Genomic DNA, 14,123 nt, shown 5'->3' with positions numbered 1-14,123 from the left:
GTGATCCATTTTTTGAACTGCTCCGTTAGATGGGTGTAAATAACGACAACACTCACTTATGAAAAGGAGCGATTACCCATGAAGAAGAAGACGTTAAACAAAATCGTAGCACCGGCACTAGCCTTAGGACTACTCGTACCAGTCAACGCACAGGCAGCAGAGGCGCCGACAGCAAGTACACCAGCAGGTGACCTTCGCGCCACACTCGATCAACTCTTATCTGAGCATTACGTGTTAGCCGTCACATCGATGATGAAAGGATATGACGAGGCGGCAGATGCTGAGGTCGCGGATCAAGCTCTCGATCAAAACGCGCTCGATATGACACCAGCCATCGCTTCCATCTACGGTGAAGAAGGCGCTGCACAATTCGAAGAAATCTTCCGTGGTCATAACGACTACTCAGCTGATTTCGTAGAAGCAGCAAAATCAGACAACCAGGAACTACGCATGGAAGCGGAAGCGGAAGTCGATGAGTTCGTCGAAGAATTCTCAACATTCCTCGACGCAGCGACAGAAGGGAACTTACCGAAGGACGCAGCAGCTGATGCACTCGAACTTCATGAAGACCAAGTCCTCTCTGTATTCGATAACTATGTCGAAGGAGATTACGAAGAAGCTTACATGACGTTCCGTGAAGGCTACAAGCACATGTTCAACATCAGTAAAGCTCTCTCGGGTGCAATCGTCACACAAATGCCTGACAAATTTACGACTGGAGCAGACACACCAGCTGTTGAACTCCGCTCAACATTGAACAGTCTTGCAGGTGAGCACTTCGCCCTCGCTGCAATCGGTATGCAAAAAGGGTACGACCAAGCAGAGGACTATGACTACGTGACATGGGCAGAAGACCAGAACACACTCGACTTCAAAGCAGCCATCGCATCCGTATATGGTGACGAAGGTGCAGCACAGTTCGAGAAAGTATGGAATTCAGATCACATCACAGCACAAGGTGACATCGTTGCCGCTACACTTGAAGGTGACGAAGCGATGATTGAAGATGCGCGTATGCGCCTCGACACATTCGCTGTCGACTTCAGCACATTCCTCGATGCAGCAACAGAAGGTAACTTACCACAAGCTGCCGGTGAAGAAGCAATCAAACAACACGAAACGCTCGTACTCGACACATTCGATCAATATGTCGCTGGCGATGCAGAAGCGGCTTGGATGTCATTCCGTGAAGGATATGCGTTCATGTTCGGTGTTGGTGAAACACTCGGTAACGCGATCGTGACACAAATGCCTGACAAGTTCGAAGAAACAATGATGCCTGAAGAGATGCCTGAAACAGGTCTCGGTGGTGCACAAGAACAATCAATGAACACTCTCTACGCTGGATTAGCTGTACTTGGCGGAATCTTACTCGCCTTCGTAACGCTTCGCAAACGTAAAGTGTCTGAACAATAATCAATAAGGAGGGAGTCCCATGAACAAGCGCCTTTTGTTTCTGGCGCTCTCTCTCTTTTGTTTTAGCTTCTGGACGTGGACGAGCGCCCAAGAATCGTCGTCACCACCTGTAGAAGAAAAACAAATAGAGGAGAGCCCGGATTTAACGGCTGAATTCTCACTTCTACAGGAAGAGGTGAAAAAGCTACGCTTAGCCGAGGAAGAAGAAAACGCCAAGGCCGTCACCCCTGTTCAAATCCAGATCCCTAAAATCGATGTCGACACCGCCATCGAACAAGTCGGGGTCCTAGACAATGGACAGATGGGTGTACCAGAAGATGAGAACCAGGTCGGGTGGTTCGAACCCGGTGTCACACCGGGTAGCAAAGGAAATGCTGTGATTGCCGGTCACGTCGACAGCAAGACCGGCCCGGCTATCTTTTATCAACTCGATCAACTGACAAAAGGCGATGACGTTCTGATTCAAGATGAGGCGGGTAACACACTTCGGTTCCGCGTCACGAAAACAGAACGATATGATACGAAAACCGCGCCAATTGAAGAGATTTTCGGTGCCACATCAAATCGGAACTTAAATTTGATTACCTGTTCGGGTACGTTCGGGGACGGGGGCTATGATGAACGATTCGTCGTCTATACAGAGCTGGTGGATACCGAACTGAACGAAACTGTCGATCTCGAGATACCGACGGCAGTCGAACTGAAAGGTAACTTATTGACATGGCACGCCGTTCGTCAAGAGAGCATGATTGGATATCGAGTCTACGAAGTCATCGACGGAAAAGCGACTCATATCGAAAGTATCCCTTCCCATGCACGAAAAAGTATCGAGGTCACAAATGAGAACAATGCATCCTACTACGTGACTGCGATTGACCAACTTGGAAATGAGTCGAAACCGTCCGAGATGACAAAATGACAACAAAAGACCCCTTACTCGCTTTAGAAATGAGTAAGGGGTCTTTTGTTGTTTATACGAAGCAAGGAATTTGCGGGTTGAACGTCTTGTTGTTCTCCGTCATGACCTGCTTTTTAATTTTGCCTTCTCCGAGATAGACGATGCGGTCGGCAAGCGCCTCGGCATCTTCTTCGTCATGCGTCACAAAGATCGTCGTCGTGCCCGTCTGCTTCAAGAGACGACGCAAATCGTCGCGAATCCGGTGTTGAAGTGACGTATCCAGGTTACTGAACGGTTCGTCTAGAATCAAGAGCGCCGGTTTCGGTGCGAGCGCGCGCGCGAGCGCGACACGCTGTTGTTGTCCCCCGCTGAGTTCGTACGGATAGCGGTGACGGAACTCTGTCAAGTTAACGAGCGCGAGCATCTCTTCGACGCGCGCATTCCGCTCCTTGCGGTTCAGTTTATGAAGACCGAATCGAATGTTCTTTTCAACGGTCATGTGCGGGAAGAGTGCATAGTCTTGAAAGACCATCCCCACGCCACGGTCTTCTGGCGGCATGAACTGGCAATCGTCGCAACAGACACAGTCATTCACGACGACAACGCCCTGGTTCGGCATCTCGAGCCCTGCGATCAAACGGAGAATCGTACTCTTCCCCGATCCGCTGTCCCCAAGAAGCGACACGATTTCACCTTTCGTGATTGAAATCGAGAACCCTTTGATGGTCTCTTCATGCGCACCTTTATAGCTAAAATGTAAATCGTTGATTTGAACGAACATTAGTCGGCCTCCTTATCAAGCACCTTGTGGGAAACGAAAATCAACAGTCCACTCATGAGGACGATGACGATGGAAGCGAGTGCCGCTTCGTGAATCTTCTCATCACTCACGTATTTGAACGCCTGTGTCGCAAGCGTCGAAAAGTTAAATGGTTGTAAAAAGAGCGTCAATGGCAACTCTTTCATAATATCAATAAAGACGAGGATAAACGCGCTCATGATGGCGCCTTTGATCATCGGGATATCGACACGGAAGAACGTCTGGACCGTGTTCCACCCCAGCATACGGGATGCTTCGGTGAACGATTTCCCGACCTTCTCAAACCCGCTCTCGATCGAGTTGTAGCCGATGGCGAGGAAGCGGATGACGTAGGCAAAGATGAGCATGATGAGCGTCGTGCGGAACACGAACGTCTGACTCAAGTCGAGCGCCCGTGCCAAATTGAGCACTTTATCATCGAGCCACAAGAAGAGCGTGATGACCGCAATGGCGATGGCCGCTCCCGGAATCGAATACCCGAGCGTCGTCACTTTCGAAATGACACGCGTCATGTTCGACGGGAAGAGTCGTGTGTAGTTTGCGATGATAAGTGCGAACAACAGAATAATGACCGTCGCGATAAAGGCGACACGCACCGTATTCCAAACGAGTTGCCAAAATTCTTCCGTGAAGACCGTATCGAACGTCAGGAACGTCCAAGCCGTCAACTGCGTGAACGGAATGACGAATGCAATCGCAAAGACGAGCGAAACATATGCGAATACCGCATAGCGATGCCAACCTTGCAGCGGTCTCGGTTTGAGCGGTTTTACTTTCGTCGAAGCGTAACTGAATTGCTTCCTTCCCCGGACGAGTCGTTCCATCGTCAAGATGGCGATGACGAGAACCATGAGCGTGCCCGCAAGCTTCAGCGCCGACGACGTATCCTTCATCCCGAACCACGTGCTGAAGATGGCGGTACTAAACGTCTGAATCCCGAAGTATTTCACGACACCATAGTCGTTGAGCACTTCCATCAAGACGAGACTGACACCGCCGATGATGGCGACTCGAGAAATCGGTATGACGACGGTGAAGAAAATGTCCCACGAGCCACGACCGAGAATCCGCGCGTTCTCAATCATCGAGGATGATTGGTTATGCAAGAACGCTCGTGTGATCGTATAAATATATGGATAGAGGAACAACGTGAAAATAAACACGGTTCCTTGAATCGACATGATGTTGAAGTACGACTGATCGACGGTGATACCAAATTCGTTTCGTAACGTCGTCTGGATCACACCCGTATAGTTCAAGATGCCGTGATACGTATACGCCCCGATATAAGGCGGAATCGCGAGCGGCAGGATGAGTGCCCATTTAAAGAAACGACGGAACGGGAAATCATAGACGGTCACGAACCAAGCGAGGCTCGTTCCGATCACGGTCGTCAAGACTCCTGTAGCCACCATGATGAACAGCGTGTTTCGCACGTAACGGGGCAACAGGTACTCTTGAATGTGTTGCCAATTGTCATTGACCGGGGCGAACAATTCGACGAGCACGACAATTCCCGGCAAGACGATCAATAAAATCGCGAGAAAGCTGAGGATCGCCCATCCATTCAGTTGTCGTTTTACTGCGTGCCAGTTCATGTCGTACCGCTCCCGTTCTGTAAACTATCAATTCCTGTCCCATCATATCAGTTTCTGTGCATCCCGTGTAGCGCTTAGGGTGTGAAGAACGCAAAAATCTCCGGCCTGAACTCTCGTTCAAGCCGAAGTCATCTTACTTCCAACCTACTTCGTTAAAGATACGGATTGCCTCTTGTTGGTTTTCACCGAGTACAGAGAGATTGATATCCTGCTCTTTGAACTCACCCCATGACTGGAGAAGCTCATTCGGTTCAACCGACTCGTTGACTGGATATTCATAGTTCACACTCGCAAACTTCTCTTGAGCTGACGGTTCTGACATGAACTCCATCAATTTTTGAGCGTTTTCTGTATTTTTCGATGCTTTCGTCATCGCGATACCCGAAATGTTCACGTGTGTGCCTGTTGTATCTTGGTTCGGGAAGAAGACACCGAGTTGTTCAGCGACTTTCTTCTCTTCCTCGTCTTCAGAATTCAACATGAGCCCCATGTAGTACGTGTTCATGATGGCCACGTCCCCTTCGCCAGCGACGACTGCTTTCGCTTGGTCACGGTCGTTCCCTTGTGGGTCGCGTGCCATGTTGTTCACTAAGCCCTTCGCCCACTCTTTCGCTTCATCGACACCGTTCACTTCGATGAACGATGCGAGGAGTGAGATATTGTACATGTTTTCCGATGGACGCACGAGCACTTTGCCGTTCCACTGTTCTTCCGTCAACGCTTCGTACGTCGACAAATCTTCTGGTTTCACGCGATCTTTTGAATACACGATGACACGCGCACGTTTCGTCAAACCGAACCACTCGTTGTCTGTGTCACGATATTTTGCAGGAATGTTTGACTCAAGCTCATCGCTATCGACCGCTTGAAGATGTCCCGCTTCTTTCGCCTGATACAAGTTTCCAGCATCTGCAGTGATGAAGAGGTCAGCCTCTGTGCTCTCCCCTTCTGTGTTCAAACGCTCGAGAAGTTCGTCACTCTTCCCTTCCACCACGTTGACCTTGATGCCTGTTTCTTCTTCAAACTGTTTATATAATTGTTGATCGACATCGTAGTGGCGACTCGAGTAAACATTGACGACGTTTGAATCGTCTGAGCCTTCATTTGAAGTTGTCTCATCTGTGCTTGCACAAGCGGCAAGGAGCGATGTCGTTAACGCTGCTGAAATTCCTAAAGCTGCATATTTTTTGTTCATCTGTCATTCCCCCACGTTCGGTTATTTCTCTCTGGTAATGATAATTACTCTCAGTACCTATCATCACTGATAATCATTCTCACGTCAAGACTTTTCTGCAATCGCTATCATATTACATGTGCAATTCGTGATAGTTTTGAGGACATCATTTCTTGACTTTAAAAGAATACGAACGATATAGTAAAATCAAACAAACCGTCTGGTCGGTACAGAAAGAGGTGAAGATATGTCAAACCGATCGAACGTTACAAAGCAAAAGCTGTTGGATGCGGCAACCGACATCATCATGAACCACGGCGTGCATCAACTTACCTTAGATGAAGTCGCCAAGACTGCGGGTGTATCTAAAGGGGGACTTCTTTATCATTATCCTTCAAAAGAAGCGTTGATGACGGCGATGGTCGAACGATTACAACAAGAACAAAACGAGCTATATGCTTCATTGCAAGATGAAGGCCATGGACCTGTCGAGGCATTCGTTCGTCTATTTGATGAAACGAAGTTGCATCCTGAGCGTGCTGCCATCCAAATCGACGTCGAGAAAATGATTGCATTTCTCACGTTGTTCGAAGTCGACCAAGAGTACGCCAATCGTTGGAAACATGATTTGGATACGTTCTTCGCACAGTTCCAACAAACGGCCGACCCGGTGGAAACGATGATCATTCGTTATGCACTCGAAGGCATGATGATGTCCGAACACTTCGGTGTCGGCGTTCCCCCTGCCGAACTCAAACAAGCGATTATCGCACGCTTGATTGAACGAGCCCACGACATCGATCGTGAGTCATAAAACAACATAATAATCGTGAGTCATAAAACAACATAATAATAGAGGAGATTAAAAACCCATGCAGAAAATCACGTCCTTCTCCGTCAACAACAAGTTTGCGGTTTGGTTGATGACGATCATCTTGACGGCCGCCGGTCTTTTCGCCGGTCTGACGATGAAGCTCGAGACGTTACCGGACATTACGACTCCGACCGTCTCGGTCACAACCATTTATCCAGGTGCATCCCCTGAGCAAGTGCTCGAAGAAGTCAGCACCGTGTTAGAAGATCGTCTTCAGAATTTAAATGGTGTGGAACAAGTTCGTTCTTCGTCATTCCAAAACGCTTCGAACATCCAAATCGATTATGATTTCAGTACCGATATGGATGAAGCGGAACAACAAGTCAAAGATGCGTTAAGCAACGTCGAATTGCCGGAGTCGGCACAAGAACCACAAGTGTCGCGTCTCAGTTTCGACGCTTTCCCGGTAATCGGGGCTGCCATCTCGGATGAGAGTCTTGATTTGGCCGAATTGACAAAACTCGTCGAGGAAGAAGTGCAGCCTGCTCTTGAAGGAGTGGAAGGTGCGCAAACCGTCCAAATTGCCGGACAAGAGATTCGCCGCGTCGAACTTCAATTCGACCAAGAAGCGCTCGCAGAATACAATTTGACAGAAGATACGGTCAAACAATTGATTCAAGCGAATGACGCTCGAATTGCGCTCGGGTTATATGAATTAGGTGATACGGAGCAAGCGGTCGTCATCGACGGCAAGTCGGAGACGCTCGAAGCGTTCCGCGACATCCAAATCCCTTACTCACCAGCACAATCAACGCCGACGACACCGTCTGCCCCGACTGAATTGCCACCTAGTCAAACGCCAGACGTGCCAACAGAGGTCCCGACGGAAACACCATCGGCATTACCACCGAACGTTCCGACGACGGTTCCGACTGTCGCGTTGAGTGAACTTGCGACAATCGAGGACAAAGGAATCGAAGAATCGATTTCTCGCTCGAACGGTGAACGTTCAATCGGCGTACAAGTGACGAAGACACAAGATGCGAACACGGTCGATGTCGTCAACGCCGTCAAAGAAGTATTGAATGACTTCGAAGCTGAAAACGATACGGCGAATGTATCGATCACACTCGACCAAGGACAACCGATTGAAGAGTCGGTCGAAACCATGTTGTCTAAAGCATTACTTGGTGGGTTGTTCGCTATCCTCATCATCTTAGTGTTCTTACGTAACTTCCGATCGACGATCATCGCCGTCATCTCGATCCCGTTGTCGCTTCTCATGGCACTCATCGTCTTGAAGCAATTGGACATCACGTTGAACATCATGACACTCGGTGCGATGACCGTTGCGATTGGGCGTGTCGTCGATGACTCCATCGTCGTCATCGAGAACATTTACCGTCGACTCACACGGTCGAACGAACCACTTCGCGGTAAAGAATTGATTATCGCGGCAACAAAAGAGGTATTCATCCCGATCGCCTCGTCGACAATTGTCACGATCGCGGTATTCTTACCGCTCGGATTTGTCACAGGATTTGTCGGTGAATTGTTCTTGCCGTTCGCATTGACGGTCGTCTTCGCATTACTCGCTTCGTTACTCGTGGCAATCACGGTCGTACCAATGATGGCCGACTCGTTCTTTAAAAACCGCGACAAGTTGAAGCCAGAAGAAGGTCCAGGCAAGCTCGCGGAATGGTATCGTGGCGTCTTGAACTGGTCACTGAACCATAAACTCGTTGTGTTCGGTCTCGCGACTGCCCTATTGATTGGTAGCTTCGCCCTTGTCCCAGCGATTGGGGTCAACTTCTTGAATCAGGATTCGGAGAAGACGTTGTTCGTCACGTTCGACCCAGAACCTGGTCAAACACTTGAAGATTCGATTGCCGCAGCAGAAGTGGCAGAAGAATACTTCATGGAAGAACAACCGAACGCAACGGACGTTCAGTTCACAGTCGGTGGAGAAAACCCGCTGAACCCCGGAAACAACAAACAAGGAATCTTCATCGTTCAATATGATCCAGATACGGAAGACTTCGCGGATGTGAAGTTAGCTGATATCGAGAAGTTGAACGAACTCGCTTCGAACGGGGAATGGAAAGAACAAGACTTCTCAGGTGGCGGCGCAACGAGCGGTGTCACATACAACGTCTATGCCAACTCACTTGAAGATCTAGAAGCCATCGTGCCGACTTTCATCGAAACGATTGAAGAGGAAACGGATTATGTCCGTCAAGCGACATCTGACTTACGTGAGTCCTATGTACAATACACGTTCAACGTCGACCAACAGGCCGCTGCAGAAGCCGGTGTGTCGGCAGGTCAAATCGCGCAAGTCATCAGTCAGTTCCAGGCACCAGAAAGTCCACTTGCGAGTGTCACAGTGGATGACAAACAGTTAGACGTCGTCATCCCGAACGAGCAAGTGACGTATGACAGTGTCGATGACCTGCAAGCACAAGAAATCACGACACCGTTCGGACCACGCCCGATTTCAGACTTCATTGAAATCGAAGAAGGCACAACACCGGACACACTCGTCGAGCGCGACGGAAAACTGCTTGCGCAAGTAAGTGTTGAACTCAGCACAGATAAAGCGACAGAAGCGTCTGCTGCGATTGAAGAACGCGTATCGGACATCGAGCTCCCTTCTGGCGTCTCGTATGATGTCGGCGGTGTAACGGAACAGATTCAAGAATCGTTCACACAGCTCGGTCTCGCGATGCTCGCCGCGATCGCCATCGTCTACTTGGTTCTCGTCATCACATTCGGAGGGGCACTCACGCCATTCGTCGTGTTGTTCTCACTTCCGTATGCGATTATCGGGGGACTCGTCGCCCTTCTCATCACGGGTGAAACGATTTCGGTTTCTGCCTTGATCGGGGCACTCATGTTGATCGGGATTGTCGTCACGAACGCCATCGTTTTGATTGACCGCGTCATTCATAAAGAAGAAGCTGGTTTATCAACACGTGAAGCGTTACTTGAGGCAGCGGGCACACGCCTTCGCCCAATCTTGATGACCGCACTCGCGACAATCGGTGCACTCGCACCACTCGCACTCGGTCTCGAGGGTGGCGCACTCATCTCGAAAGGTCTCGGGGTCACCGTGATTGGCGGACTCACAAGTTCGACACTTCTCACGTTGCTCATCGTACCGATCGTCTATGAGTTCTTCGCACGATTCCGTAAGAAAAAACAAGCATAATCAAAAGAGAGTCGACTCATTCGAGTCGGCTCCCTTTTTTGCGTTCAATAACACTGCATAATGATTTCGGTTTCTCCAAACCGTTTGGCACGGAGAGCATCTTCCGGAATGAGAAAATAGAGAATACCTGCATCCCCGAACATGACGTCTAACTCTTCAGACGTGTCCATTTGAAACAATAGGAAAGGATGATCGAATCGTTCCCCATATGTTTCTTGTATCTCTTCAAAAACGTCACCTTGCACTTCACTCGGATGTCCACCGATTGCGTGGAGTTCTTCTTGATCAAATTGTTCGACTAACGTCTCGTACAGATCGTCACCGAGCAAATCGTACAAATCATACCCATTCTCCGCATAACTCTCTTTGAAAGAAACGGCACGTTCATTTAATGCTTCTCCAACTCGCACTCGCTCAAGTTTCGATTCTTCAGTAAACAGAACACGCCAAAGATGACGTTCATCCACATCTCCCCAAGGTTGTTCTTCTAAATCATAGAAGAAAGACAACAAACCTTCTTTCGGGAGTGCATCTACGGATTCAAACTCAGCCAAATCACTTAAACGAAACTGAGCTAAAAACGTCATATTCTCTCCAGGATGCAAGTCTGCGTGTGGTAAGTCAGGATATCCGCCAAACTTAGAATGGCCAACCGCCACTTCTTCCCTTGTTGTCCGTGGCAAAATTGTCAAATTGACCCGCTTTGTGAACGCATGTAAAATGTCTTCCCTGTTTTGTAGTCCGTGTTCTTGAATAAATTGCTCAATCGTTTTTAGTTCCATCTCGACACCCCGCTTGTTTATGATAGATGTAGTATAGCATCCCGAACGTATGTACCCCTTATATTTTTTGTCATACCCTATTCTTGACCTCTCTCGTTGAATTTGAGAAGATTCATACGTTTTGAATGACGTGAAAGGAAGTCATGTATATGAAATTATTAAAATGGATTATCGGGCTCTCACTCTTGTTTGGGTTGAGCACGCTCGGAAACTGGATTGTTGAGACGTTCTCGTGGAAAGTACCAGGCAGCGTCATCGGCATGGTGCTCTTGCTCGTCCTCTTGTTGACAAAAGTCATTCGCGTGGAATGGATTGAGGACAGTGCCGGATATTTAACGAAGCACCTCGCCTTCTTCTTCATCCCGATTGCCGTCGGCCTTATGGCATACGGAACGTTGTTAAAAGCTGCCGGCATCCCGCTCCTCATCACGTTACTCGCCAGCATGGCGGTCGGGATGATTGTGACGGCGCTCGTTTCCGGGAAAGAAGGTGAGGCATCATGACATACGTTTGGATCGGATTGACGATTCTCGTGTATTCGCTCAGTCGTCGACTTTCCATGAAGTGGGCATCTCCGTTCACCAATGTCGTCTTCTTAAGTACAGCGATTTTGATTCTTCTGTTACTCGTGACAGGACAGTCCTATGATGCGTATGAACCGGCTACCGATCTCATCACCATCTTACTCGGTCCGGCGACGGTCGCCCTCGGGTTACCGCTCTATCGCAACTTACCCGTACTACTCGCCCGGGCAAAACGGGCCCTGAGTGCCATCGTACTCGGGTCACTCTCTACGATTTTTGTGGCTGTACTTTTCGGCAAACTGTTTTCGTTTACCGAAAACGTATTGATTGCGCTATCGGTCAAATCAGCGACGTCTCCGATTGCCCTTGAGTTGGCTCGACAGCTAGAAGGAGATGCGACACTTGCCGCCTCGATTGCTGTTGCCTGCGGTATTTTAGGGGCGATGCTTGGACCGGTACTCTTGACATGGATCCGTATGGACGACCCGTTCACGCGTGGACTCACACTCGGGACGATCAGTCATGGAATCGGGACCGCTCAAGCGGCAACGGAACATCCGTTGTCTGGTGCAACTGGTGGTGCTGCGATGGGATTGACGGCCATCTTCACATCGTTTATCTTGCCACTTCTTTTTCCCATCTTATTTTAAGTTTCTCCTCTCCTTGTTCATTCACAATAGGTAATAAAACATATTATAATGAAAAGAGACGCTTGCCTTCTTTTGTGTGATCCGAGGAGGAAAAACAATGGGACGTGTACAAGATCAAGTCGCCTTGGTAACAGGTGGCGCGCGAGGAATGGGGGCATCCCATGTCAAGGCATTGGTCGATGAAGGCGCACTGGTCGTATTCACCGACATTTTGAGCAGCGAGGGCGAGGCATTGGAAAAAGAGTTGCATGGAAAAGCGATTTTTATGAAGCATGACGTGACCAAACTAGAAGACTGGGAAGCGATTGTCAAAGCAACTGAAGAAACATTCGGACCAATCACTATTCTGGTGAACAATGCGGGAATTGCTGTAACCCCAACAATCGATGAACTCTCTGAAGCGGAATATCGGAAAGTAATCGACATTAACCAAGTTGGCGTCTTTCTTGGAATGAAAACGGTCATTCCTTCGATGCGAAAAGCCGGTCATGGTTCCATTATCAACATCTCTTCAATATCGGGAATTTTAGGGATGGGCGGAGCCGCCTACGTCGCTTCCAAATTTGCGGTTCGTGGTATGACAAAAGCCGTTGCTCTTGAAGTGGCGGCTGACGGCATCCGCGTCAACTCCATTCACCCAGGATTGATCGAGACACCAATGATCATGCAACCTGGCGTTGAAGAGGTAGTACAGCAAATGGCTGAAACGGTTCCTCTGAAACGAATCGGAAAACCTCAAGACGTATCCCACCTCGTTTTGTTTCTCGGTTCAAACGAATCGAGTTACTTCACCGGCGCCGAATTCGTCATCGATGGCGGGGTAATCATTCAGTAAATCAGAAGGCGACCATTCATTTGGTCGCCTTTTTTCAAACTATTTTGATACTTTATACGACTGCCCTCATGCTAAACTGAATATGTTGAGTAAAGACTTAGGGAGGTTTTTAGATGCAAGACAAATTAATTGAACGCTTAATGACTTACGCGAAGATCGATACACAGTCTGACTTCACGAGTACGACAACACCATCGACGGCCAAACAATGGGATTTGATTCGTCATTTGGAGAAAGAATTAAAAGAACTCGGACTGACAGACGTCGAGACGGATGAATACGGCTATCTATTCGCCACACTTCCAAGTAACGTCGATTATGACGTCCCGACAATCGGATTCCTCGCTCATGTGGATACAGCGACCGACTTCACAGGAACGAACGTGTCCCCTCAACTCGTCGAGCATTATGAAGGTGGCGACATCGTCTTGAACGAGTCATTGAATGTCGTCTTATCACCAAAAGACTTCCCAGAACTTGATGGGTATGTCGGGCATACGCTCATGACAACGGATGGTACGACACTCCTTGGTGCGGATGATAAGGCAGGGATTGCTGAAATCGTTACAGCCGTTGAATACTTATTGGCCCATCCTGAGATTCCACACGGGACGGTTCGCATCGCCTTCACACCAGATGAAGAAATCGGCCGTGGACCACATAAATTCGATGTCGCCCGATTCAATGCAGACTTCGCTTATACGATGGACGGCGGACCACTCGGAGAGTTGCAGTATGAGAGCTTCAACGCAGCCGGTGCGACCATCACCTTCCACGGAACGAACGTACACCCAGGTAGCGCGAAAAATAAGATGGTGAACTCGATGAAGCTCGCGATGGCGTTCCAAAATCGGTTACCTGCTGATGAGGCACCAGAACGGACGAGCAATTATGAAGGATTCTTCCATTTGAACGGCTTCACTGGGGACGTCGAGAAGACGACGCTTCAATACATCATCCGCGATCACGACAAACAGAAGTTTGAAGCGCGTAAAGCGTTGATGGAGAAGCTTGTCCTCGAATGGAAACAAAAATACGGGGAAGCACGGATTGAACTCCAAATGGAAGACCAGTATTACAACATGGCCGAGAAAATCGAACCAGTCAAACACATCGTCGATACCGTCGCTGATGTCATGCGCGGCCTTGGCATCGAACCGAAAATCGAACCGATTCGTGGTGGCACAGACGGATCGCAACTTTCTTACATGGGTCTTCCAACACCGAACATCTTCACAGGTGGAGAGAACTATCACGGGAAGTTCGAATATATCTCTGTGAACAATATGGAAAAAGCGACAACGGTCATCATCGAAACACTTCGCACATTCGCGAAGCGCGCACAAGCATAACACATGCGCCTCCAATCGTTCTCTTTTACACTAGAGACATTGGAGGCGA

General features: G+C 48.8%; 12 protein-coding genes. 8 read left to right on the top strand and 4 right to left on the bottom strand.

All coding sequences use genetic code 11. The features are described from left to right. The first annotated feature begins 78 nt into the window (after nt 1–78). Together F3H97_RS14320 and F3H97_RS14315 are read left to right on the top strand one after the other, a co-directional pair. Nucleotides 79–1,416 (top strand): copper amine oxidase, encoded by a 1,338-nt coding sequence (locus F3H97_RS14320; protein WP_196431747.1) that lies wholly within the window; start codon nt 79–81, stop codon nt 1,414–1,416. Between the two features lie 19 nt (nt 1,417–1,435). Continuing rightward, nucleotides 1,436–2,335 (top strand): class F sortase, encoded by a 900-nt coding sequence (locus F3H97_RS14315; protein WP_196431746.1) that lies wholly within the window; start codon nt 1,436–1,438, stop codon nt 2,333–2,335. A gap of 52 nt (nt 2,336–2,387) precedes the next feature. Here the strand turns inward: F3H97_RS14315 and F3H97_RS14310 are convergent, their stop codons facing one another. The 3 genes from F3H97_RS14310 to F3H97_RS14300 all read right to left on the bottom strand — a co-directional run bounded on the left by F3H97_RS14310 (nt 2,388) and on the right by F3H97_RS14300 (nt 5,927). After that, the gene (locus F3H97_RS14310) at nt 2,388–3,095 is read right to left on the bottom strand and encodes an ABC transporter ATP-binding protein (RefSeq protein ID WP_031424334.1); all 708 of its coding nucleotides are present in this window, start codon (nt 3,093–3,095) and stop codon (nt 2,388–2,390) included. Continuing rightward, the gene (locus tag F3H97_RS14305; protein WP_196431745.1) at nt 3,095–4,732 is read right to left on the bottom strand and encodes an ABC transporter permease; all 1,638 of its coding nucleotides are present in this window, start codon (nt 4,730–4,732) and stop codon (nt 3,095–3,097) included. Before F3H97_RS14305 ends, F3H97_RS14310 begins: the two co-directional genes overlap by 1 nt. A gap of 133 nt (nt 4,733–4,865) precedes the next feature. Next, nucleotides 4,866–5,927 carry a Fe(3+) ABC transporter substrate-binding protein gene (locus tag F3H97_RS14300; RefSeq protein WP_159563300.1) on the bottom strand — a complete coding sequence of 354 codons (1,062 nt, stop codon included), beginning with the start codon at nt 5,925–5,927 and terminating at the stop codon, nt 4,866–4,868. A 226-nt stretch (nt 5,928–6,153) separates the two neighbouring features. On the opposite strand from F3H97_RS14300, the gene F3H97_RS14295 reads away from it, so the two are divergent. Both F3H97_RS14295 and F3H97_RS14290 read left to right on the top strand, forming a co-directional pair. Then, nucleotides 6,154–6,720 (top strand): TetR/AcrR family transcriptional regulator, encoded by a 567-nt coding sequence (locus tag F3H97_RS14295; protein WP_196431744.1) that lies wholly within the window; start codon nt 6,154–6,156, stop codon nt 6,718–6,720. 58 nt (nt 6,721–6,778) lie between these two features. Then, nucleotides 6,779–9,931, top strand: a complete 3,153-nt coding sequence (locus F3H97_RS14290) for an efflux RND transporter permease subunit (RefSeq protein ID WP_159563299.1) — start codon at nt 6,779–6,781, stop codon at nt 9,929–9,931. Between the two features lie 44 nt (nt 9,932–9,975). Here F3H97_RS14290 and F3H97_RS14285 read toward each other — a convergent pair whose 3' ends face one another. Beyond that, complete coding sequence (locus tag F3H97_RS14285) at nt 9,976–10,713, bottom strand: YwqG family protein (protein WP_196431743.1); 738 nt, start codon at nt 10,711–10,713, stop codon at nt 9,976–9,978. A 149-nt stretch (nt 10,714–10,862) separates the two neighbouring features. On the opposite strand from F3H97_RS14285, the gene F3H97_RS14280 reads away from it, so the two are divergent. The 4 genes from F3H97_RS14280 (at nt 10,863) to pepT (ending at nt 14,074) form a co-directional block, all read left to right on the top strand. Next, nucleotides 10,863–11,216: a CidA/LrgA family protein gene (locus F3H97_RS14280; RefSeq protein ID WP_196431742.1), complete on the top strand. Its 354-nt coding sequence runs from the start codon at nt 10,863–10,865 to the stop codon at nt 11,214–11,216. Further along, on the top strand, nt 11,213–11,887 hold the full coding sequence (locus F3H97_RS14275; protein ID WP_196431741.1) for an LrgB family protein: 675 nt from the start codon (nt 11,213–11,215) through the stop codon (nt 11,885–11,887). Before F3H97_RS14280 ends, F3H97_RS14275 begins: the two co-directional genes overlap by 4 nt. 97 nt (nt 11,888–11,984) lie before the next feature. Beyond that, nucleotides 11,985–12,722 (top strand): glucose 1-dehydrogenase, encoded by a 738-nt coding sequence (locus F3H97_RS14270; protein ID WP_159563295.1) that lies wholly within the window; start codon nt 11,985–11,987, stop codon nt 12,720–12,722. Between the two features lie 113 nt (nt 12,723–12,835). Continuing rightward, a complete protein-coding gene (gene pepT / locus F3H97_RS14265; RefSeq protein WP_159563294.1) occupies nt 12,836–14,074 on the top strand; it encodes a peptidase T in 1,239 nt (412 codons plus the stop codon). The last annotated feature ends 49 nt before the right edge of the window (nt 14,075–14,123 follow it).

The sequence above is a fragment of the Exiguobacterium sp. SRB7LM genome, from assembly GCF_015712685.1.
Taxonomy (GTDB): Bacteria; Bacillota; Bacilli; order Exiguobacteriales; family Exiguobacteriaceae; genus Exiguobacterium; species Exiguobacterium profundum.
This window is presented reverse-complemented; position numbering and strand designations above follow the sequence as displayed.